The following is a 23366-nucleotide window of genomic DNA, read 5'->3' as shown; positions in this document are numbered from 1 at the left end:
GCCGCGACAAACGGCGTATTCCTTTGCGCTGCGTTTGCGGCTCATTTTCTTTCCGCTCTGAGCAGATCGCACCCGCCGGAAAAATCAGACTGTGGAATTCCAAAAAAGCTACCACATTTTCAAAAATCATTGTATAATTCTCGGGAGAAGTGAAAGCGAAAGGCGGGATTTGCCATGAGTATCACAGTTTCCGATTGCCTGAAACTGCCGTCCCTGCAGGAGGCGAATGTGATCGCCGGACACGGGGGACTGGATAAATTTGTATCTGCCGTCTCCGTGCTGGAGTATGCCCGGGTGTTTGCCATGGCGGATCCCCTGTTTTTGGGAAACGAACTGATCATCACCGCCTTTACCTCGGTCATGGATGACGTGGAGGCCCAGTGCAACGCCATCCGGCGGCTGCACGAAGTGGGGGAGTCCGCGCTGGTGCTCTACTACGTGGGCTACTACGTCAAGACCATCGACAAAAAGCTGATCGCCACGGCCAATGAACTGGACTTCCCGCTGATCGTTATGCCGGTGAACAATTACAGCCTCCGCTACAACGAGGTCATCATCGAGGTGCTGGAAAAGATCTTTGAGGAGCGGAAAAAGGCCACCCGCTTCGTGCCGCTGCTGCTGAAGCAAATCTCCGCCATGCGGGAGCGGCAGCGCACCGCCTCCGGCATCCTCCGCATCCTCAGCGACCACCTGCGCTACTCCTTCCTCCTGCTGGACAGCGACGGCAGGGAGCAGGGCCTGGCCATCTGGCCCACGTCGCTGGCCCAGGAACTGATCGACGGCTTCCGGGACTGCGCGGACGCCCCGGGGGAATTTCCGGCCAGCCTTACTTACCACGACAAGCAGTATGAGGTCCGGCAGCTGATCCTGGATACGAAACATCACATGGATCTGCGCCTGTATGTGATGGCGGAGGCCGGCGGCTTGAACGGGGACTTCTGCGAGCAGGCGGGAGAGGTCGTTGAGACCTCCTATAACCTGTGGCGCAGCAATCTGAAGAAGGGAAGCTCCGACGATCTGGTCCGGATGATCCTTAACGAGCAGAACCGGGACATCTATCGGATCGCCGGCAATCTGCGCATCGATCTGCATGAACTGCGCATCATGTGGGCCATCCTGCCCAAAGGTGTGGTCGGCGTTTCGGAGGACGCCGTCTCCCAGCAGAAGCAGCAGGTGAAAGAATACCTGCGCGGCGCCAAGAAGACCGCCATCGTGGATGTGTTTGACCAGGGCATCGTGGCCTTCATGAACGACGCCCCGTATCCGGGCATCGACGGGGAACTGGCCCAGGACTTCATGGCGGAGTTCGGCCGCGCCCATCCCGACACGGTCCTGATCTGGTGCGGCGGCCTGGATTCCATTCTGGATGCCCGCAGGGCCTATATGCTGATCGAGCAGTACTGCTCCACCGCCTGCATCATTTATCCCCACAAGAGCATCATCACCCATCAGGACCTCCTGTTTGCCGAGACCTGCCACAGCCTGATGCAGGGTGACGCCGCGGCGCTGGAACATACGCTTTCCGTGCTGGCCCCGCTGGCCGGACAGAAGGATGAAAAAGACACCTGGGAGACCCTCGGCGCCTACCTGATCGACGCCGACAAGAGCACCTCCGCCGCCGCGTCCGTGCTGCACGTCCATGAGAGCACGGTCAAATACCGGCTGAACAAGATCAACCGGCGGTTGGGGTACGACATTACCCAGATGCCGGCCACCTACTATCTCTATTTGGCCCTGGCAATCAGGCGCCTGCGGGATTTCCAGGTCGGACAGTGACGGTAAACGCCGCGGAGTGAACGCTCTGCGGCGTTTGCTTTGACGGTACGGATGAAAATGCGGGGGAAAGATTGACCGCGCAGACCATTACTTTTCCCGCGAAAATGCGTATAGTAGACTTACCAAATTATGAGGAGGTCGATCAGACGATGAGCCATGCTACGCCGTTGGACATCATCCTTTGGGAATTTGATCAGATCGCGCAGATCCCCCGTCCGTCCCACCACGAGGAGAAGATCGGGAAATACCTGGCAGACTGGGCGCGGGAGCGGGGCCTGTCCGTCACCTGCGACGAACTGGGCGACGTGATCATCGACAAACCCGCCGCGCCGGGCTGCGAAGGTTCGCCCCGGGTCATCCTCCAGGCCCATATGGACATGGTCTGCGTGGCGGCGAAGGGTGTCGCCTTTGATCCGCTCCGCGATCCCATCAAGGTCGTCAGCGACGGGAAGGTCCTCCGGGCGGAGGGTACCAGCCTGGGTGCGGACGACGGCATCGGGATAGCCCTTTGCCTTTACGTACTGCAGGACGAGACCCTGCGCCACGGACCGCTCCGGGTCATTTTCACCGTCAACGAGGAGGACGGGATGTCCTCGGTGGATATGCCGGCCCAGTACCTGGACGGGGACTACCTCATCAATCTGGACTGGGAGTGGCTGGGCTCCCTGTGCAACTCCGCGGCCGGCTGCGATTTCATCCGCCTCAGCCGGACAGCGGCCCGGATCCCGGCGGCGGACGGCGACGTGACGCTGGAGGTCACTCTGAAAGGACTGCAGGGCGGTCACTCCGGCGTGGGGATCAACCTGGGACGTGCCAACGCCCTGGTATGCATGGCTTCCGCGCTCTCCCGCCTCACGGAGGCGGACATCCCGGTGAAGATCGCCGCCTTCTCCGGCGGTCAGGCCAAGAACGCCATCCCAGCGGCGGCGCAGGCGGCGGTCCTGGTGCCGTCCGACCTGGCGCAGAAGGCGGTCCATCTGCTAGCGGCCTACGAGCAGGACTTCGTCAGCGCCTTTGGGGAGAAGGAGCCCGGCTACGTGTATGCGGTCCGGCAGGGAGACGCCGCGGCGACGGGGCTGGATACCGATGTGAGCAACGCGCTGCTGGCGCTGCTGACGTCTCTGCCTAACGGAGTCAATACCATGAGCCCCTTTGTTTCCTCTTTGGTGGAGAGTTCCCAGAACCTGGGCCTGCTCACCGTGGGACCGGAGGAGATCGTATTGGAGGCCATGGAGCGCAGCTGCGTGAACTACCGGGCGGAGGAGATTCTGCGGGCCTCCCGGCAGATCGCGGAGGCCCTGGGCTTCACCTATACCCAGGGCGACCACGCGCCTGCCTGGGGTGTCAATCCCCATAGCCGGCTGGTACCCGTCACCTGCGCGGTCTACAAGGAGATCTCCGGCGCCGATATGGTGGTGGAGCCGGTCCACGGCGGCCTGGAGTGCGGGGCATTCTATGAGAAGAACCCGAAACTGGACATGATCGCCATCGGCCCCTCCCTGACCGGCGTTCACTCCCCTGACGAGACCTGCGACATCGACAGCGTCCGCATCACGGCGGAACTGATCGTGAAAGTGTTGGAACGGCTGATCTGATGCCCCAAAGGAAAACCCACCCTGTTTCAAGCACCCTGCGCCGCCTCCCCACCAAAAGGGGAGGCGGCTTTTTGTGCGTTTTTGACAGGAAGACGGCCCCCTTTCTCGCTGGCGCTCAAATTCGCCTCCTGAAACTGTCTCCGCCGACCACGACTTTTCCGCGGCAGTTCTCTATAATCAAACGTAACCTAAGTTGTGAATAGGAGGGAAAATCAGTGGAAAATCAGGAGAGAATCGCGAAATTGGTTCAAAACGACTGGTCGACAGCACCTGTTCCCAAGGAGTTCCGCCGCAGCAACTACGGCGTTGTGGCGACCCTTGTGGGGCAGATCATTGCCCTGTCCGGCATCTACATCGGTGCCAGCATGGTGGGCGGCATGAGCCTGTCCGAGGCGTTCCTGGCGACAATCTGCGGCTCCGCGATCCTGGCCGTTCTGGGCGGCTTCCTCAGCTGGGTGGGCACCAAGACCGGCGTGGGACTGTCCATGCTGCTGCGGGAGTCCTTCGGCACCATCGGCTCTTACATCATCTCCGTCATGCTGCTGTTCGTGGCCGTGGGCTTCTTCGGCTATCAGGCCACCTTCTTCGGAGACACCATCCACGCCATGTTCCCGGGCGCCGGGTGGATCACCAATTCCACCGTGGCCGGCGTCTGGGGCGGCCTGCTGATGATGACCACCGCGCTGGTGGGGTACAAGGGCATTGAGTGGCTCTCCAACTGGGCCAGCCCCCTGATCCTCGTCATGTGCATCGCCTCCTGCATCCTGGCCATCGTTCGCATCGGCTCCCTGTCGGCGTTCAACGACATCACCCTCTCCTACTCCGGCATGACCCTCTCCACCGCTGTGGTGGCCGTGGTGGGAGGCTACGCCTTCGGAGCCTGTCTCCAGCCCGACTTCTCACGGTTCGGAAAAAGTCTCAGCGCCACCACCGGCGGCTCCGTGCTGGGCTTCCTGGTGGCCAACGTGTTCATGACCATGGCCGGCTACATCACCTGCGCCGCCTGCGGCACTGGGGACGTCCCCACCGCGCTGCTTCAGATCCTGGGCTACTGGTCTCTGCTGATCCTGGTGTTCGCCCAGTGGACTTCCAACGACGGCAACCTCTACTTCGGCACCCTGGCTCTGACCACCATCATCCCCAAGACCAACAAGCATGTGCTGACGGCGATCTTCGGCGTGGTGGGCATCGCACTGAGCACCCTGGGCATCACCGCCTACTTTCTGACCTTCCTGGGCTGGCTGGGTACGGCCATCCCGCCGGTGGCCGGCATCGTCATCGTGGACTACTTCGTCATCAAGAAGGGCGAGTACCACTACGGAGAGGGGACCCGGCATCACTTCTGCAACATCGTGGCGCTGATCGCCTGGGTCGCAGGCGCGGCCGTGGGCTTCACCGTCACCTGGGGCATCGCCGCCATCAACTCCATCGTGGTGACCGGAGTGGTCTATCTGGTTCTGTCCCTGGCCTTCAAGGGCAGCGACAAGATCTATATCGGCGGCGACTTCGTGGAGGACGAGCTGGGCAATATCTATCCCGAGAAGTCGGCCCCCGCAAAATAAGAGACGGGTTCCAGCCTGCTGCGCCCAGGGAAAGGAAGGTATGAGCATGGGCATTGTCATCAAAAACATCATCCCCGTCACCGGAGACGTGATCACGCCTGAAATGGTGGAGTACACCAGAAAGTACCTGCAGCCGGACACGGAACTGCGGACGGTCCAGATCGCGGTGGGCCCGCCCTCCATCGAGTGTGAGTTTGATGAGGCGATCTCCGCGCCGGATGTCCTGCGCCTGTGTAAAGAGGCGGAAGAGGAAGGCTGCGACGGCATCTTCATCAACTGCTACGGCGATCCGGCGGTGAAGGCTGCCAGGGAGTACGTGGACATCCCGGTGTTCGGCGGGTTCGAGCCCTCCCTGCACCTGGCCATGGGACTTGCGGACAAGATTGCCGTCATCACCGTCATGAACAATGTGCTGCCTCTGATTGAGGGCAATGTGGCCAAATCCCATTTTGACGGACGGGTCTGCTGCGTGCGGAGCATCGACATCCCCGTGGAGGATCTGCAGCAGCACGATAAGGTGGTGGCAGCGCTGATCGCGGAGACGGAGGAGGCCATCCGCGTGGACGGCGCCCAGGCGGTTTCCCTGGGCTGCACCGCCATGGTGAACGTGGCGGAGGACGTGCAGGCGGGCCTTCTGGAAAAGGGCTATGAGATCCCTGTGATCGAGGCGGCGCAGGCGGCGGTGATGCTGCTGGAGCTGGAGGCCAGGATGCACCTGAAGCAGAGCCGCATCACCTACATGCGGCCGCCGGAAAGATAGGACGCGTTCGGAAGATACATGGTTTTCATTCGAGAAATTCCAAAATTTATAAAAGGAGCTGTGCAACATGGCGGAAAAGAACATCCTGACGGAACAGAGAATGATCGACATTATCTGGGGCGCCACGCTGATGGGCGGCGGAGGCGGCGGCTCCATCTCCAGCGGCATGGATCTGCTCAACGCCTACAAGCGGGATCACCCGGGCACGGAGCTGGCGGTGAACCTGATTAAGCCCGGTGACATGGCCGAGGGGACCTACGCAGCTGCCACCGCCGGCATGGGCGCGCCCGCCGCCATCGTGGGCGTGGACTTTTCCAAATACGCCGCCAACGCCTTCACGCTGCTGCAGGAAGTGGCGGCCCGTTACGGCAAGGACCTCCAGTACAATATCCCCGTGGAGCTGGGCGGCTTCAGCATCTTCTTCCCGCTGCTGCTGTCCCTGATCACCGGATTCCCCACGGTGGACGCCGACGGCGCCGGCCGGGCCGTCCCCGCGCTGGAGACGCTGCTGCTCCATGTCAACGGCTGCCCCACCACCCCCATTGCCCTGGCCAACGGCGTCAACGACAAGATCACTGTGGAGCTGGCGGACCCCCACAACGCGCCTCTGGCAGAGAAGATCGGCCGGGACATCTGCGGCGAGTTCGGCAACATGGTTGGCATCTCCGGCTGGCTGGTGAACAAGGAGGACATCGAAAAGCGGATCATCACCGGCTCCATCACCCTGTGTGAGAAGATCGGCGCCATCATGCGCAGAGCCAACTGCCCGGCGGAGCAGCTCTTTGAGATGCTGGTCAGCGAGGGGCTGGTCCAGGCCAAGGTGGTCTGCGTGGGCGAGGTCACCGATATCCGGGTGGAGACCCACGGCGGCTTCGACTACGGTACGCTGGATGTCACCGACGGCACCGACAGCTACCGGGTCAATTTCCAGAACGAGAACCTGCTGCTGCAGAAAAAGACCGGGACCGGCTATGCAGATCTGATGACCGTGCCGGATCTGACGTGCATGTACTGCGTGGATCCCGCTGGCGCGGCGGGCGTGGAGCCCCGGATGCCGCTGTCCAACGCGGACGTGAAGAAGGGCATGCGGATCGCGCTGGGTGTCATCAAGGTGGATCCCAAGTGGTTCCTGACGGACGGCACCTGGTGGAACGTGTGGAAGGAGTGCTTCGACCACATCGGCTACACCGGCGGATACCTCTCTTACGACAACGTGTAAAAATGCGGGCGGGTCAAACCGCCGTTGCAGCCACACTCCCTTCTTTTGCACGGATCCTCCGACGCGGATATTCTGCGCCGGAGGATCCGTCTGTTTTTCCCTCGACCCACGCCGCGACGCACGCGGGTGAAAAAGAGGGGAGAGGCAGTGCCCTGAAAAGTTCCCTGACCTGCTGAGTTTTCCTGAAAAACGGTCTTAAAGCATTGCCCCGCAAGGGCTTGCGGTCGGAATGGGTTTCGTAATCAGCAGGTCAGGTGTTCGAGTCACCCCACTAGCTCCATGTTAAAAGCTACATTTTGATTCTTTGAATCAGAATGTAGCTTTTTCATTTTCCCGCCCTCCATGATAGACTGGTCGATAGTATGGATCATGGAGGGCTTCTTATGTTTCACCAAGTGATCGAGATTCCCCAGACGCAGGAGGACCGCCCTATTTGGGACCAGCAGCTGCGGGCTGCAGCCCATTGCTGCACCAGCACAAATCAGGAAGAACAAAATTCAAGCCTGGAAAACCAGATCGCGTATTATACAGCTTTTATTCAGAGTAATCCCATGTGGCGATTCGTGGCTGTTTACGCGGACCAAGCATCGGGGCTGCACACGAAAAACCGTCCAGGCTATCGGAAACTCCTGAAAGACTGCCGGAGAGGAAAGATCGATTTGATCCTCGTCAAATCACTCAGCCGCTTTGGGAGAGATGCCCGGGAAACTATTAGCTCCATCAAAAAGCTGAAACAAATGAATGTAGGAATTTACATTTCCTGATGCTGTGCCTTGGATCCCACGCACCCGTCGGCAGGGTTTCGAATCAGAAGCCGCTCCTTCACCGCCCGGTCCAGGGCACTGTGGAGCATGGCGTGGACACCTCGCGCCGTAGATCCGCTGAGACCAGGATGTTTCTTCCTCTGCTTTTTCCGCAGCTGCCCATTTTCCAGCAGATTCTTGTGCAGCTTCTGGGTCTCCCGGCTGGTGAACTTGTTCAGCTTGGTGGTTCCGATTCGGGGAATGGTGTACTCTTCCATAGCCCGGTGATAGTAGCCTGCTGTGAAAGGGCGGATGTTGGGCTTGGCGTGCAACTCGAACTACAGACGCAGCCATTCCGCCACCGTGTATTTCCCGGAGCGGGGCACGTCCGTTTGATGGCTCTCCGCAATGGCCACAGACAGCTTGCTCTTGACCTCCGCCTGGGTCCTGCCCAGCACGTTCCTGATGATCCGCTTGCCGTCCTGGTCGTACCCGGCAGTATATCGGCCTTCCCAACGTCCGTCCTGCCGCTTGCGGATATTTTCCTCGCCGTTGGCCCGCTTTTCTGCCATTATTTCTCCCTCCTTCGTCGGAGGGCTTCTCACAGGCCCTCTGCTCCTCGTCACCGCCAAGGGAGTAGGCGGGCGCCAGCTCCGCCGCAATGCCCAGCGCAAGTTTAAATCCCGAGAGGAAACTCTCCAAAGAGGTTTCATCCTGTAGCTCGTTCTCCAGGTCCGCCAGTTTCAGCAGACGTTCCCACTCCCGTCGGTCCAGCACCTGGCGGAGGCCCTGATGAACTGCCGCCAGCCCCTTTCTGACCTTCTGACACTCCGGCTCCTTACAGAACCGCTGGTGCAGCGCCATCCTGCAACCTTCCATTGTGTGTCGCCTCCTCTATTCAGCTATTCAGCGGCGCAATACCTTAACTCGCAAGAAATAGCTAGGGACAAATCAGCGGGGCATCAGAAAGTTGAGAATGCCTTGAGCAGTCATTTTCTCGGCTCTTTTCTTTAGGTATAGCGACGCAAGGCTTACCCTCCCCAAAAGTCCCTCTTTCGAGACGGCAGAGGAAAGCGGCAAATCTCCGGGATAACCCTCTGCTTTTGCTTGTGGGCGTAAGCGATGGGGGTAACGACCGCTGAATTCCCATTTCCCCCTTCTTTTGATCTCATTTCCGGCGATCCCGGAACACCTTGAAACTGCCCGCACTGCGGGCAGTTGTGCCTGAGTTGGTGCGGCGGCCACAGCGCTTTACCTCACTGGTGCATGGGCGCCTGTTTCATCTGTCGGAACATTTGCTCAGGCAGCAATGGTCTATTGCCGCCTGGATTGCCAGGATGGCGGACAGGTTGTTGCCAGTCCGCTTCATCCACTGCCCATCCGTCAACTTCGTGATGCGCTTCATCACAGGGTGGCGGCAAGATACACTGCATCTGAGAGAGTGTGGGAGCCGGGATGGCACTGATGTGTGCGTGCGGTCTTCCCAGTAGAGCAGGCAGGCGCAGACCGCGACCGCACCATGACCGATGCTCAGTAAGAACAGTTCATTGACAAAGAGAAAGAATCCTTGTTGGTGGGTCGGTACTTTTGAACACCGGAGACATCTTTAGGTCCAGCCGTCCACGACGGTTGAGTACAGCAATCTGCTCCGCAGCCATATCTTCGCTCAAGTGCAGTTTGGATGCGATTTTTCGTCCGTACTGGGTGATGCATTTTCGCTGTAGTGGATATGTAAATAGCAGAGATGGGCGTAGATCGCAAATGCTTGGGCTTCAGTTCCTATCTCCAGATATCATTTGGAAGTAAGAAGCGGTTTTGTTTCGGGTCGCGCTGCTGGAAAAAGAAATTCATTTTTTCACGCTCCACCGTATGCTCCCCCCATTGGATGAGCTGCTCTTCAGGCACCACCATGCGGCTGACGACAAGCAATACCGGAAAGCCTGGTTCGTGCGTGAGTCTGTAAGCACTGGATAGTGGCACGCCTAACAATTTCGCCACCGTTTCCGCATCCAGAAACAGCGGCAGCTTGTCACAGTTTTTGTAGACAACTTCTTTCATGTTGACCAGTCGCTTATATCTGGCTTTTCGCGCTCCATGCACTTCCACAAAGGAGCAGAAGGACTTGTAGTACCTGGGGTATCTGTGAAGGGATAGAGGTGGTCCAGATTAACCGCCTCTTTGATATATTCCTATATTTCTTGGGAGTATGATGACTTGGCCTGTATAACTATGGTAAAGTAAAGAAAAACAATGTGAGAGGAAGGAGGAAGTTCGGCATGGATCGTCAGCCTGCGATGCATATTTTGACCGATGGGATTCCAGGCGAATTGCTGCTTGTGCTTACCATTTTGATCTGGGCGATTTTTGGCATGATTTTGGGATCCAACACAAAAAGCCGGCTGAATATCTGGTGCTTTTGCAGCGGGATGCTCTTCAGTGTGGGCGCATTGAAGGAATATCTGTTTTATACGCTGGGGCCAATTCTGGTTGAGAAAGGAATTTGGACAATCAGATTTTCGGAAACGCTGTATTCCCTGCTCAGCGCAGTATTTTATTATCTGTCCATGCCAGCGGTGTTGATTTTCTGCCTGTACTTCCACCATCTGGATCAAACACACGCTCGTCTGTTTCGCTGTCTGCGGCTACTGGTATATTTACCGGCATTGGTGCTTTCCATTATTTTTCCCTGTACCCAGACGATTGCTTTCCAGCATCTCCCGGCCTTTTGCCTGACCGTAGGGATCTATAACTGGTGCTATGGACTGATTGGCACCGGTGTGATGTTTCATGCTCTGCTGGAAGAACGAATGAGCGCGCATTTCCGCCAGCGGCGCTTAGCGGCGGCCAGCCTATTGGTGCCGCTGTGGTTTTGGCTGGTATCTGCTTTCCCCTATCACGCCCTGGGCATTCCCAATTTCAGCAAGCTCTGGCAGATCAATTTAATTGTAGTTTTGTTCGTCTTGATCTATTTCCTCTATCATGCGTTCCGGGATGGAATATGGGGAATCCGCTTCCGGCGGGAAATCTACGACTGGAACAACGGGAATCGGGTGCTGCAGAAGAATGCCCAGTATGTGGGCCATGCGCTGAAAAATGACCTGTCAAAAATTGAGTGGTGCACTGACTTCCTGGCCTCTCAGGGAACATCCGCCCGAGAGGTGGATATCCTCCGCCGGTCTGCCGCTCACCTCAAGCAGTTTATCAGCCGGACACAGCTCTACTCCGAAAAAATCACACTTCTACCGGAGGGGTGCGATATTCCAGAGCTTCTTCATAGTTTGGCAGAGGAATTCAATGTCTCTGCTGAAAAGAGGGGGAGCGTTCAAATTGATACGTGTGACACTGAGCCGCTGCTTTGCGATCCGGCCCACTTGGAGGAGGTTTTGCGCAATTTAATTGTAAACGGGTTGGATGCTGCGGGCAAGAACGGTAAGGTAGTACTTGCCTATCGGAATCTCTCCCACAAGCGCGGTGCTGTCATTTCCGTGACGGACAATGGACGCGGGATGGACGAGGAGACAATAAAGCAGATTTTTGAACCGTATTACACCACAAAAACGGGAGGAGAAAATCTGGGGTTGGGGCTGTACTACTGCTGGAATGTGATGAGCGCGCACGGCGGCAGTATCCGGGCATCGTCCCAACCCGGGCAGGGAAGCACTTTTTCCCTGCTCTTTCCAGTGAAGCGGAAGAAAAGGAGGACAGGGGATGGAACAAGTCCGAATCATAGTGGTAGAGGATGATCCTGACTTTCAATATTTGATCCAGCAAACTCTGTCTGCGCAGGCGGATCTTGCAGTGGTGTCTTGCTGCAGGGATGGAGAAGATGCTTTCCTTGCCGCCACTCAGGTCGGCCCTCACATTGTGCTGATGGACCTGGCGCTGCCAGCAGACCCCATGGAGGGAGTGCTGGCAGCCCGCCGCATCCGGCTGGCCACCAAGGCAAAGGTGATTTTGTTAACCTCTTATGAGGACCCGGCTACCGTGGTGCAGGCCAGCGTAAAAGCCTTTGCCTCCGCCTATGTGCTGAAAAGTCAATTTCCTCTCCTGCTGCCGACCATCCGGGAAACGGCCCAAGGAGTGACACCCCAGGCTCATTTGATTTGCTCCGCGCTTCTGCAAAGTCTGACTCCGGCTGAGATGGCTGTGTTTCAGTACATGCTGGGTACCGCGGTCACCCTCCGTTCCTCTGAAAAAACCATTGCCAACCAGCAGACCAGCATACTGCACAAACTGGGCCTTCAGAATAAACAGCAACTGCGCCATGTGTTTTCTGCCTACTTCCCCCGGTCCATTGAGTCCAAAGAGCGGCTTCGTCAAGAAACATAGGAACGGCCCCCACCCGATGGGTGGGGGCCGTTCCTATGTTTCTTGGGAACAAAAGGCAAAGGGGCAATGATATAATAATTTCAATTATACGCCATCTGTGGGGATATTGACCGCGCGCAATCGGAGGGGAAATGCATTGGACCTTGGCCCAGTTGTTCATGGTATAACGGTGGCAGAGGAAAAGGATACGAAAGGAGACCCTATCATGAAACATATGTTGAGATCGGCCGGCTGTGTCGTGTTCGCTCTGCTGCTCCTCAGTATGTCTCTATCAGCATTCGCAGCAGACGGTCCTGCCTATTATGACTGTCTCGTCCGGGTATACGGTGTAGATGCGGAGGCGGAGAATATCGTGTCTGCCGGTATCGGCGTTCAGGTTCAGGCCGGTGACGGGAGCGAGGACACGTGGGCTGTAGCCAGCTATGATGTGACAGACGGTGCCACCTATTATGCAGTGACCGACGCAAAGGACACCGACAGCAGCACCGTAGCAGAGCTGATCGCTTCAGATGCGGACAGCGGCATCGCGGTGTTCCGCTTGGACAGCCGAATTGAATCCTGTACTGCGCCGTCCCTGGCAACCTTGGACGGTATTAGCACGAAAGATACCCTGGCCGTTGTGGGCCTTGGGAAAAAGGGTGACTCCAATTATTTCTTTTCCCGTGGCGTCCGCATTACGGATCTGACCACACAGAAAGGCTACACCGTCCTCTCTCTGGAGGATGGAGGTGATGCTTCCCTGAGTGAATATGCCATCTACCCGATCGGCGTTCTCATGACCAATGACGATAAAGTGATTGGATTTTACACCGGCAGCTACCGAGCCCTTCCATCAGGCTATATCATGCCGTCGGCAGATGGGATCGGCACGTTGGATACAGGGAATACGGGCGGGGGACAAACTCCGTCCACTGGGGACAACACAGGCGGTACGCCGGATAACGGTTCGTCCGGGGCGCCGGAAGATTCCTCCGGAAGCGTCTCTTTCAGCACGGTGGAGACTCCAAACGATGTGAAGGAATTGGTGGAACAAGCCAAATCGGAACGCAGATGGGCTGATATCCTTCGCACGATCCTGGTCGTGACAGCAGTGGCTGCCGCAGGCGGCATCATCACGTTTGCCCTGCTGAAAAGCCGGAAGATCCGTGAGTCAGCTGCCGTGGCAAAGTCGGCTCCGGAACACATTCGGCCGGTGCAGCCTATGGGCAAGACCGAGTATGTGGGACCTTATGAGTACAGAGAGGAGGCCTCTGCCCTCCCAAGGTTCCGGGTAGTACCGCTGCCGGGAACCCAGGGAGACGCGCGTGAGATTCCGTCTCAGGGGCTCACCTTTGGCCGGGATCCTGCCTGTGCTATCTCCTTCCCGCCGGATACCGGCGGTGTCAGCAGTCATCACTGTTCCCTGACCTGGAGCGGCGGAACTTTGCGGTTGACGGACCTGGGTTCCTCGTTCGGCACCCTGCTGGAGGACGGAAAAAAGCTGTCCGGGACCTCCGCGGACATAAAGGCAGGGATATGCTTTTATCTGGGTTCCAGGAAAATTGGCTTCCGCGTGGAAGAAGAGACCTGACACGGCGCTGCCGTAGGATGACAAAGGAGGAGAGACAATGAAAAAGAAACACTCTATTTCCATAATTTTGGCTCTTTTGCTGTGTACCCTGATGGCTTTTCCAGCCCAAGCGGCGGAAAAGAGTGCCGTGTCCCAGGCCCGAAACGGCGTGGTGCGCATTCTGTCCGTCCAGCCGGACGGCTCAGCAAATGTCGGTTCCGGCTTCGCGGTGGGCGAGGCGGGAAAGGCCTCTTCTGTTTTTGTGACCAACCAGCATGTGACAGCAGGAGCAGAGGCGGTATACATCCTGCTGGATGACGAGTGGAATGCTTCACCGGAGCCGGAGACCAGTTTTCAGCTGGATGCAGAGCATTCCGTGCGCTGTGATGTGGTTTATGAGTCCGGCGGATATCCGGACTACGCCATTCTGCGGGCAGAGCGGGTGGTGACGGAGCGGGTGGCCCTTTCGCTGATGCCCGCCGGCCTGGCGGAGCCGGGAGAACCGATCTATGCATTGGGCTTTCCGGGCGCCAGCGACCAGGTGACCAATGACTACAATGCCGTGGTGGATGCCGTCACGGTAACCACAGGTACCATCTCCCGTATGGCACACATGGAGGAAACCGACACCGATGTCATCCAAATCGACGCGACGATCAATCACGGAAACTCCGGCGGCCCGCTGATCACCGAGGAGGGATATGTCATAGGCCTGAATACCTATGGCATGCAGGAAAACATCTTTCTGGCGGTTCAGGTGGATTATGTGATCAGCCGTCTGGACAACCTCATTGAAATCGGCGTCCTCCACGATTTTACCTACACACTCGTTACCGACCGGGAGGGCAGCGTCAGCCTGCTGCCTACCGTGCTGATTTGTCTGGCGGTGGTCGCCGCGGCTGCGGTGGCGGCGCTGGTGATCCTCCGCGGAGGAAAAGGTGCGGTTTCGGTTCATAAGGTCAGCACCAAGACGACCAGAGGCGCAGCAGCGAATTCCGGTCCCATTCAGAATGCCGCCTATCCGAAAACCGCTCCTGCGGACGTCTTTCCCAAGACCGCTCCTGCGGACCCAATCGGAAGAACCATGCCGGCGGACGTTCTTCCTCAACTGCGTCTGGTGGGCACTGAGGGCATCTTTGCAGGCCGCCGTTTCGCAGTGGAAGGTGCTCTCCGACTGGGACGGCTGCCCGACCAGAACGACCTGGTCTTTCCGGCTGACACCACAGGCGTCAGTGGCCGACACTGTGTAGTGCGGCTGACCGACGGCGGCGCCACGCTCACCGACTTGGGCTCCTCCTTTGGTACATTCCTGAGCGACGGTACGCGCCTGCAACCGAATCAGCCGGTGGAACTGAAGGTGGGCGACAGCTTCACCCTTGGCTCTCAAAAGCAGCGATTCACCCTGGAGGCCAAGGTGTAAACACCCCTTGGAATACACTGCGGCCGGGGATTGTGCTCAACAGACGCTACCGAGTAGAAGAGTTCCTGACCCGGCAGTCCTCCGCCATGGTTTAAAGAAGCCGCGACCTGATCCCGGGCCGGACGGCGGCGCTGCGGGAGCGGATCAGGGAAACCAGATGGACTGAGGGGATAGTCCTTGTGCTATCCTGCAAATAGAGAGACGGAAATCAGATGGATTGCTGTATTCATGTATTGCAGAGGTGAAAATGATGGAACGCTACTGCCCTTACTGTATGGAGCCCCTGGCAGCAGAACGTCCCTGCCCCCATTGCGGAAAAGACCCGAAGGAGTACACCCCTTCCGTACACCATCTGCCGCCGGGCACCCTTCTTCAAGGGAGATACCGGATCGGGCGTGTTCTGGGAGAGGGCGGCTTCGGTATTACCTACCTGGGTTTGGACGAGAATTTGGGACGTCTGGTGGCAGTAAAGGAATATTTCCCCACTTCCTTTGTCCTGCGGGAGAACTCCGTCTCCCTAGGGGTGACCTGCTACACCAGCCAAGGGCAGGACTTTTATAAAAAGGGGCGGGAGCAGTTTCTGCAGGAGGCCAGAACCATGGCCCGGCTGGACAAAGCGCGGGAGATCGTCCGTGTAATGGACTTTTTCTCTGCCAACAACACAGCCTATCTGGTGATGGAATTTCTGGAGGGAGAAACCTTGAAGGAGCTGGTGGCCCGCCGGGGACCTATCCCGGCGGAGGAGCTGCTGGACCTGATGAGACCGGTGGTGGCCGCCGTGGGGACCATGCATCGGGCGGGAATCCTCCACCGTGACGTGAGTCCTGACAATGTGATGGTGCTGAAGGACGGCGGCGTGAAGCTGATGGACTTTGGCTGTGCCCGGGAGCTGGAGGGGGGGCGCACCATGACAGTGGTGCTCAAGCACGGTTTTGCCCCTCTGGAGCAGTACACGGGCCGCGGTCAGGGGCCCTGGAGCGATGTATACAGTCTCAGCGCCACTCTGTACTACTGCCTGACCGGGAAGGTCCCGCCCAGAGCGGTGGAGCGGAGCGGAGAGGCGGATGAGCTGACAGCGCCCACCTCTCTGGGCACGGTTTTGACGCCCGAGCAGGAGCGTGCCCTGCTCAAAGGGCTGGCTGTCCGAACCCGGGACCGCTGGCAGAGTGCGGAGGAATTTTACGGTGCGCTGTACGGCGTAAAGCCAGACGGCAGCGCCTGGGAGGAGCCGACGGCTGAAGAGATAGAAGCGAGCAGGACGGAGTATGTGGCCCAGAAGGACGAATTAGAATCCAAGGACAACCTGGAACAGCGGAAAGAAGAGCCCGCTGCACGCCGGAAGAGCATGCCCAGGTATGCCAAGGTGGGGATCGGCGCGGCAGCCTGCCTGGCGGCGGTCGGCGTATCCCTGGCGGCGCTGGGCGGGATGCCGGTGTCGCCCTCCCTGCCGGATGCCGGCGGCGGGCAGCCTGTCTTTGGCGGGGATGCAAGCGAGGTCCAGACCGTGGGAACGGAGGACCAGGCAGAGGATGCGGAGGAGGCCGGCACCCTTCCCATGCTGCCGGGAAACGAGACGGAGCAGGAGCCGGAGGAGCCCGGCGGACAGACGGAGCAGGATCCTGAGCCTGCGGAGGTCCGGCCGGGGCAGAACGGGACCGCATCGTCCTCTGCGGCAGAGGAACAGCCCTCCGGGCAGACCAGTACAGGCAGCCCGCCGGCGGCCCAGACCCAGACGTCCGAGCTGACGGCAGAGGAGCTTTTCAACGTCGGCGTGGATGCCTATATGGCCGATGATTATGATACGGCTGTGGTGCGGCTGCGCCAGGCAGATGACAAAGGGCATCCGGATGCCGCAGACTGGCTCTCCATGGCAGGGAGCGAGTATTGGGAGGAGCGAAGAGATCTGGATTCTGCCCTGAGCGTTCTAAACGACGCTCACCAGCGGGGTAGTACCCGGGCATCCGGCGACATGTGCGCCATTGCCTATGATTTTTATTCGGAGGAAGATTTCCGGCAGGCCCTGCAGATTTATCAGACAGCGGCGGATCTGGGAAACGGTGGAGCGATGTACAGCCTGTATCTGCTCTATTTATATGGCAACGGGGTGGCCCAGAGTGACGCCACGGCATTTTCCTGGGCGATGAAGTCGGCACAGGCGGGGGATTCCAACGGATACATGGCGGTCGGCACCTGCTATCTCAACGGCAGAGGTGTGGGACAAAACCGGGATGAGGCCCGAAAGTGGTTCCAGAAAGGCGCGGATGCGGGTAACACGTCCTGTCAATATTATCTCGATCAGATGGACCAGGGCAGCATGTGACCGTACATGTGGCGGTAAGTAACTAGGAGAGGTGAGTGAGATGGAGCGGATCTGTCCCTACTGTATGCATATCCTGTCGGAGGAAACAAGTTGCCCCGGTTGCGGGAAGAAACCGGGAGCCTACCGGCCCTCGTCCCACCACTTTCCTCCCGGTACACGGCTCCATGACCGGTATCTTCTGGGCCGGGTGCTGGGGGAGGGAGGCTTCGGCATCACCTACCTTGGGCTGGATACGGAGCTGGAGCGGCGTGTGGCGGTGAAGGAGTACTTCCCCACTGCTTTCGTCAAACGGGAGGCATCTCTCACCTTCGATGTAACCTGTTACACCGATGCCGGACAGTCCTGTTATGAAAAGGGCCGGGAGCAGTTCCTAAAAGAGGCCAGAACTATGGCCAAGCTGGAGAATATCCCGGAGATCGTTCGGGTTTTGGACTTCTTCCAGGCAAACAATACCGCCTATATCGTGATGGAGTTTCTGGAGGGGGAGACGCTGAAGGATCGCACCGCCCGGCTGGGGCGGATCCCATCGGGTGAGCTGCTGGAGCTGCTGCGCCCGGTCATGGGAGCCATGGAAACCATGCACCAGGCAGGGATCATCCACCGGGACATCAGCCCCGACAACCTGATGTGCCTTCCTGACGGCCGGGTGAAGCTGATGGATTTTGGCTGTGCCAAGGATATCGGGGGCGGCAGGACCATGACCGTCACCCTCAAGCAGGGCTTTGCACCTCTGGAGCAGTACACAGGCCACGGTCAAGGCCCCTGGAGCGATCTTTACAGCCTCTGTGCCACCATCTATTACTGCCTCACCGGCCGTGTCCCCCCGGCTGCTCTGGAGCGGGATAAGGACCAGGACCGGGAGCTGGATCCGCTGCTTCCCCTCAACCAGCTGGGCGTAAATCTGACGTCCCGGCAGGAGTGGGCGCTGATCAAGGGAATGGCGCTCCGGACCCGGGACCGATGGCAGACCATCGGGGATCTGTATGGGGCCCTCTACGGTGTCAATCTGGACGGGACGGCCTGGGAGGAGCCCTCCGGACAGGATGGGCGAACCGAAGGAAAAACCGAGTATGTGAAAAGTGAGGAATCCCGCTTTTCCGATGATGCGCAGATAGAGGATACGGTGCCGCCCGCACCCGAGAAAAAGCGGATCTCCAAAAGAGCGCGTGGCGTTATCGCCGCCTGCTGCGCACTGGCAGTCATCACAGCGGCAGCTCTGGGGGGAGGCCTGCTCTCCGCACCGGAGAGCAGCCCCGATCCCGACGGCGGCAGCGTGATCCTGTCGGGAGGGGAACGCGGCGACACCTCCGATATTCCTGCGGAGGAGGGTCTCCTTTCCCAGGATGAGGTGCAGTCTGCAGGCGGTCTTCTGCCCGGCATTTCAGAGGACGCTCAGGAACAGGAGGGGGAAGAGTCCAAGGAGGGAGACCCCTCCGCCGATGAAGGGGAGACCGGATCTGCCGATACAACGCCGGACACCAAGCCCACGCAGCAACAGAGCCAGCCCACTCAGCAGACCGCTCCTCCGGCCCAGACGGAGCCGGAAAAAACCTCGACGCCCACCAAGGCAGAACTGGAGAGCCAGGCGAAAACTGCGGCGGCGGAGGGCCGGTACAGCAATGCGGCAGACCTCTACCGGCAGATGAAGGAACTGGGCTATATTTCCGGCAGCAAACTGGCCGTCTGCCTGACAGAAGTGGCTGGAGATGCGGAGTCGGAATGGTACGATACCGCCTACGGAGACAACAGCTCTCCCCTGATCAAGGCGGCCTATGACCTCTATGTGGAGGCGGCCAATATGGGCAACAAGGAGGCCATGGCTGCTGTGGCCTACTGCTACGACTATGGACACTATGTCAGTCAGGACAGCGGAAAGGCCTGCCAGTGGTGGACCAAGCTGGCCAACACCGGGGACGGTCCGGCCTGCTATTTTGTAGCTCAGTACTACGCAGACGGCAATGGTGTTCCGCAGAGTACCCAGACGGCTATTGAATGGCTCAACAAATGCTTGGAATATGGTGCCGGATATGTGGAAAGCGACGCCCAGGCCCTGCTCCATGAACTGCAGGGCGGATGAGGAGAAACGGGAGGAATACCAATGGAACGCATCTGTCCCTATTGCGTGCACCATTTGAAAGAGGATGGGAGCTGTCCCTGCTGTGGAAGGAACGCGGCGGGGTACCGGCCCGCCAGCCACCATCTCCCGCCGGGCAGTATTTTGCAAGGCCGCTATGTGGTAGGCCGGTTGCTGGGAGAAGGTGGTTTCGGCATCACCTACCTGGGAATGGACGCCAATCTGGAGCGGCGGGTGGCAGTGAAGGAGTACTTCCCTACCCGTCTGGTCAGCCGTGAGACCACCCTCTCCCTCAGCGTCACCTGTTATACCCAGAACTACCAGAATGCCTATGATAAGGGGCGGTCCCAGTTTCTCAAAGAGGCCCGGACCATGGCCAGATTGGAAAATATCCCGGAGATTGTCCAGGTGCTGGACCATTTTCAAGACAACAACACTGCCTACATCGTGATGGAGTTCCTGGAGGGAGAAACGCTGAAGGACCGCACCGCCCGGCTGGGGCAGATCCCATCGGGCGAGCTGCTGGAGCTGCTGCGCCCGGTCATGCGGGCCATGGAGGCCATGCACCAGGCGGGAATCATTCACCGGGACATCAGTCCCGATAACCTGATGTGCCTTCCCGGCGGCAAAGTAAAGCTGATGGACTTCGGCTGTGCCAAGGAGATCCAGGGACAGCCTACTCAGACTGTGACGCTGAAGCACGGCTTTGCCCCCCGGGAGCAGTATGTGGGCCGGGGACAGGGGGCGTGGAGCGATGTGTACGCCCTGTGCGCCACGATCTACTACTGCCTGACCGGCAAGGTCCCGCCCCGGTCGGTGGAGCGGCAGGACGGCGATCAGGACGCCCTGACGCCGCCCACCCAGTTGGGCGCTGAGCTGACAGAGCAGCAGGAACGGGCACTGGTAAAAGGTCTTGCCGTTCGGGCCCAAAACCGCTGGCAGAGCATGTCGCAGCTGTACGGGGCGCTGTATGGCGTCACGCTGGAGGGACAGCCCTGGCACGAGGATGATGAACCGTCTGAGGATTCGGGACACACGGAATTTTTTCATCAGCAAAAAGAGAAAACGGATTCGGACGGCGGTGCTGCCGGAGAAGCAGCCTCCGGCAATGCCCGGCGGTATGGCAGAAAATTCTCACGCGGGATGATCGCTGCGATGACTGCGGTGATCTGTGCGGGGATCACCTTGGCGGTGGCCCTGCCTTTGATGGGCAGCCAGAGAGCCGCTTTGCCGGCAGGAGTTGAGCAGCAGGGGGGCAATCAGGTCAATTCACAGACCGCCGGACAGACGAACATATCGGAAGAGGTCCCGGGGGATAGTTTGGCGATGCCGCAGCAGGAAGAGATCCTTTCTGATGCGGCGGAGCCTTCGGAATCAGAACCATCTCAGCCGGAACAGAATGTCCCGCCGCCGGCATCCAATAATCAGACGATGCCGCAGGAGCCTGCGCCTGCAAAGCCCCCCCAACAGGCCGAACCTAAGCCAACCGCTCAGCCGACGCAGGCAGAACTCACGGCTCAGGCGGAGAACTATGCCGCTAACGGTCAGTATACCCAGGCCGCCGACGCATACCGACAGATGCACACGCTGGAATATCTCTCTGGAGGGGAGCTGGGGGAACAGCTGTGTAGCTTGGGCAATGACGCCCAGGAGGACCGCGAATATGAGATGGCCGCCCAGCTCTACCAGCAGGCTGCGGACCTGGGCAACGCACTGGGCAAGCGGCTGCTATCCGTCTGCTACGAGTTCGGCACCGGGGTACCCCAGAGCCATGAGAAGGCATTTCAGCTGAATCTGGAGCTGGCTCGGGAAAATTACGGAGCCTCGGTGTACTACGACGTGGCCGCAGCCTACACAGATGGTGTGGGGACGGCCCGGGACCCAGAACAGGCCATCTATTGGTGGAATCGGTATCTGGACACCGACGATCCCAAAGACACCACCCGTGCAAAGATCCAGGATAAAATTGCCGCGCTGGAAGCCGAGTGTTAAAAAAACGGGCGGGGAAACCTTCCCCGCCCGTTTGGCTTATTCACGAACCAGCACAAAGGCCTGCGCGCCTCCGGCCAGAGCCAGGGACTGTCCCGGCAGGAGGGGCGAGGGGCAGCCCGGCGAAAGGTCTCTCCCCCCTGCGGCGGTACCATACCGTGAGTGGAGGTCAGTGATGAGCACACTTCCCCACACCAACTCCACCCGGCAGTGGCGGCGACTCACGCCCCGGGTATCCGGCGGAAAGATCAGCTGGCACAGATCCGGCTGCCGCCCAAGTGTGAGCGGCGGGGCCAAGGGAAGCGTTTTTCCGGCAAACACCCCCGCAGTTCCCCGGAAGCACAGGCCGGGCCGGACCCGGGCGTTCACCTCCTCCTCTGCCTCCCTCAGAGCAGGCAAAAGAGCGTCTCTGTCCGGGAAGCGGCGGGTGGGCTCCAGCCGCAGCCCCCGGTCCAGCAGGCGGAACAAGGCCTCCTCTCCGGCAGGGCAGGCTTCTGCAGCCAGCGTCCGGAGGACAGCGCGGCGGTCTGACGGGCCTGTCCTTTCCGGCATTTCCTTTCCAGACAGCAGGCGGACCAGCAGCGCGCACAGCCGGTAGACGGCCCCCGTCTCCTCAGGCGAGGCAGTTCTCCGCAGTTGTTCCTCCGGGGGCTGTGGCAGTGGGAAATAGTCCCGGAGGGTCCCGGCAGGCAATGCAGCCAGTGCAGCTGTCAAAGGGACGGCCTGCCACAGGGGGAGCGCATTTCCCTCCGAAGCGGTCAGGAGCAGAGCACGCATCTCATCGGGGTATGTGGTTTTGGGAAACACGGCGCCACCTCCCTGTGGATTTTTGATAGATTCAGTATACGGTATCGGGGTCAAAAGGACAAGACATTTGGCGGAAACGGAGGAATACGCCATGCGCATCGAGCTTACCGAGCAATCCGGCCTGGAGGTGAACCGGCTGTCAGCGGCGGATATGACGCCCGCCATGGCGGCCCAGTATCTGGCGGGAAAGATCCGCCTGAGAGGCTTTTGGGACACCCTGCGGAGTCTGTATCCAGCCGGTGATCTGAGAGACCGGGTGACGGAGGCGCTGTGCCAGCCGGGAGATGATCCCAAATCGGTGGCCCGGCGGGTCCGCAACTGGGAGCAGGGGAAAAACGCGCCCACCGACCGGGAGGACCTGTTCCGCATAGCCTTCGGCCTGGAATTGGATGAAGAACAGACCTCTGTTTTACTGGGAATGTGTACGGATTATGGCATCCACTACCGAAACGGCAGAGAGCTGACCTACGCCTACTGCCTGCGGAAGGGGACCTCCTATCGCCAGGCCGTCAGCCTTTACCATTCCTTGCCTGATCCGGAGCGGCATCCGACCAGAGAACGGCGGGGGATGGAGGATACCCGGCAGATGGTGTCCATCTTCTCCGATGTTCGGGACGACGGGGAATTTTCCCGGCTGTACGAGTCCTATCTGGGCGCCTTCGGTACCCTCCACCGGCGGGCCTGGGACTATTTTGACCGATATTTTCGGGCCCTTTTGTCCCCCGGTGCGGGGGAAGAGCGCTACTCTATTCAGCGGGCCATGGACACCTACCTGACTTTGCACATGCCCTCTGGAAGCCGCCGCCGGGACCTGACCTTAATCCAACGGATGCTGAAGCAGGGCTGGCCCAATGCCACCAAGCTGAAAAACATCTGTGCCCGAAGAGAGGATGTGCCAAGAAAACTGCTGCTGTTGCTGTACCTGGTGACGGAGAACGTGGTGGACGGCAGCTATGACGAACTGGATGAGGACTATCTTTCGCCCGAGGAGCTGTTTGAGGAGCACTGGTGGCGGGTGAATCTGATGCTGCAGGACTGCGGGATGCCCACCCTGGACCCCCGGAACGCCTATGATTGGCTGGTGCTCTACTCCCTCAACAGCGCCCTGCGGCAGGATGAGGCTATGGGGGAGCGGATGGAGGCGGTGCTGGCCGTTTTGTTTCCCGAAGAGAGAGGGGAAACCATCTGAACCGAGACCGCGCCGCCCATGATATGGTTGAAGC

General features: G+C 59.2%; 18 protein-coding genes and 1 pseudogene. 14 read left to right on the top strand and 5 right to left on the bottom strand.

The window, feature by feature from the left end:
• Window positions 1-174 precede the first annotated feature (174 nt).
• The 6 genes from ACVDHE_RS00800 to ACVDHE_RS00775 all read left to right on the top strand — a co-directional run bounded on the left by ACVDHE_RS00800 (window position 175) and on the right by ACVDHE_RS00775 (window position 7676).
• Window positions 175-1776 carry a PucR family transcriptional regulator gene (locus ACVDHE_RS00800; RefSeq protein ID WP_458885281.1) on the top strand — a complete coding sequence of 534 codons (1602 nt, stop codon included), beginning with the start codon at window positions 175-177 and terminating at the stop codon, window positions 1774-1776.
• A 149-nt stretch (window positions 1777-1925) separates the two neighbouring features.
• On the top strand, window positions 1926-3371 hold the full coding sequence (gene pepD, locus ACVDHE_RS00795; protein ID WP_458885280.1) for a beta-Ala-His dipeptidase: 1446 nt from the start codon (window positions 1926-1928) through the stop codon (window positions 3369-3371).
• Between the two features lie 215 nt (window positions 3372-3586).
• Window positions 3587-4933 (top strand): purine-cytosine permease family protein, encoded by a 1347-nt coding sequence (locus ACVDHE_RS00790; RefSeq protein WP_458885279.1) that lies wholly within the window; start codon window positions 3587-3589, stop codon window positions 4931-4933.
• A gap of 40 nt (window positions 4934-4973) precedes the next feature.
• Complete coding sequence (locus ACVDHE_RS00785) at window positions 4974-5693, top strand: aspartate/glutamate racemase family protein (RefSeq protein WP_458885278.1); 720 nt, start codon at window positions 4974-4976, stop codon at window positions 5691-5693.
• A 67-nt stretch (window positions 5694-5760) separates the two neighbouring features.
• Window positions 5761-6912, top strand: coding sequence for an S-methyl thiohydantoin desulfurase domain-containing protein (locus tag ACVDHE_RS00780; RefSeq protein WP_458885277.1), 1152 nt, complete (start codon window positions 5761-5763; stop codon window positions 6910-6912).
• Window positions 6913-7295: 383 nt separating this feature from the next.
• The gene (locus tag ACVDHE_RS00775; RefSeq protein WP_458885276.1) at window positions 7296-7676 is read left to right on the top strand and encodes a recombinase family protein; all 381 of its coding nucleotides are present in this window, start codon (window positions 7296-7298) and stop codon (window positions 7674-7676) included.
• On the opposite strand, the gene ACVDHE_RS00770 is transcribed toward ACVDHE_RS00775, so the two are convergent.
• From ACVDHE_RS00770 to ACVDHE_RS00755, 4 genes and pseudogenes are all read right to left on the bottom strand, one after another.
• Window positions 7664-7933, bottom strand: coding sequence for a hypothetical protein (locus ACVDHE_RS00770; protein WP_458886198.1), 270 nt, complete (start codon window positions 7931-7933; stop codon window positions 7664-7666). The genes ACVDHE_RS00775 and ACVDHE_RS00770 overlap by 13 nt on opposite strands.
• Before the next feature lie 60 nt (window positions 7934-7993).
• Window positions 7994-8227 (bottom strand): hypothetical protein, encoded by a 234-nt coding sequence (locus tag ACVDHE_RS00765; RefSeq protein ID WP_458886197.1) that lies wholly within the window; start codon window positions 8225-8227, stop codon window positions 7994-7996.
• Window positions 8228-8318: 91 nt separating this feature from the next.
• Window positions 8319-8519: pseudogene (locus ACVDHE_RS00760) on the bottom strand (DUF6809 family protein); the annotation flags it as partial.
• A gap of 915 nt (window positions 8520-9434) precedes the next feature.
• Window positions 9435-9713: a MerR family transcriptional regulator gene (locus tag ACVDHE_RS00755; protein WP_325284785.1), complete on the bottom strand. Its 279-nt coding sequence runs from the start codon at window positions 9711-9713 to the stop codon at window positions 9435-9437.
• 218 nt (window positions 9714-9931) lie between these two features.
• On the opposite strand from ACVDHE_RS00755, the gene ACVDHE_RS00750 reads away from it, so the two are divergent.
• From ACVDHE_RS00750 to ACVDHE_RS00720, 7 genes are all read left to right on the top strand, one after another.
• A complete protein-coding gene (locus ACVDHE_RS00750; RefSeq protein WP_458885275.1) occupies window positions 9932-11398 on the top strand; it encodes an ATP-binding protein in 1467 nt (488 codons plus the stop codon).
• A complete protein-coding gene (locus ACVDHE_RS00745) occupies window positions 11364-11984 on the top strand; it encodes a response regulator transcription factor (protein ID WP_325284787.1) in 621 nt (206 codons plus the stop codon). The genes ACVDHE_RS00750 and ACVDHE_RS00745 overlap by 35 nt, the downstream gene beginning before the upstream one ends.
• A 205-nt stretch (window positions 11985-12189) precedes the next feature.
• Window positions 12190-13554, top strand: coding sequence for an FHA domain-containing protein (locus tag ACVDHE_RS00740; protein WP_458885274.1), 1365 nt, complete (start codon window positions 12190-12192; stop codon window positions 13552-13554).
• A gap of 37 nt (window positions 13555-13591) precedes the next feature.
• Window positions 13592-14953 carry a trypsin-like peptidase domain-containing protein gene (locus tag ACVDHE_RS00735; protein WP_458885273.1) on the top strand — a complete coding sequence of 454 codons (1362 nt, stop codon included), beginning with the start codon at window positions 13592-13594 and terminating at the stop codon, window positions 14951-14953.
• 250 nt (window positions 14954-15203) lie between these two features.
• Window positions 15204-17273: a protein kinase domain-containing protein gene (locus ACVDHE_RS00730; RefSeq protein ID WP_458885272.1), complete on the top strand. Its 2070-nt coding sequence runs from the start codon at window positions 15204-15206 to the stop codon at window positions 17271-17273.
• Between the two features lie 40 nt (window positions 17274-17313).
• Window positions 17314-19350, top strand: a complete 2037-nt coding sequence (locus ACVDHE_RS00725; protein WP_458885271.1) for a protein kinase domain-containing protein — start codon at window positions 17314-17316, stop codon at window positions 19348-19350.
• A 21-nt stretch (window positions 19351-19371) separates the two neighbouring features.
• Complete coding sequence (locus tag ACVDHE_RS00720) at window positions 19372-21339, top strand: protein kinase domain-containing protein (protein ID WP_458885270.1); 1968 nt, start codon at window positions 19372-19374, stop codon at window positions 21337-21339.
• Window positions 21340-21375: 36 nt separating this feature from the next.
• Here the strand turns inward: ACVDHE_RS00720 and ACVDHE_RS00715 are convergent, their stop codons facing one another.
• Window positions 21376-22143, bottom strand: coding sequence for an FHA domain-containing protein (locus ACVDHE_RS00715; RefSeq protein WP_458885269.1), 768 nt, complete (start codon window positions 22141-22143; stop codon window positions 21376-21378).
• A gap of 91 nt (window positions 22144-22234) precedes the next feature.
• Here ACVDHE_RS00715 and ACVDHE_RS00710 point away from each other — a divergent pair, with 91 nt between their 5' ends.
• Complete coding sequence (locus ACVDHE_RS00710; RefSeq protein ID WP_458885268.1) at window positions 22235-23332, top strand: hypothetical protein; 1098 nt, start codon at window positions 22235-22237, stop codon at window positions 23330-23332.
• Window positions 23333-23366: the final 34 nt, after the last annotated feature.

It is taken from the genome of Dysosmobacter sp. Phy, from assembly GCF_054476235.1.
Note: the sequence above shows the minus strand (reverse complement) of the source record. Positions and strands in the feature narration are given on the sequence as shown.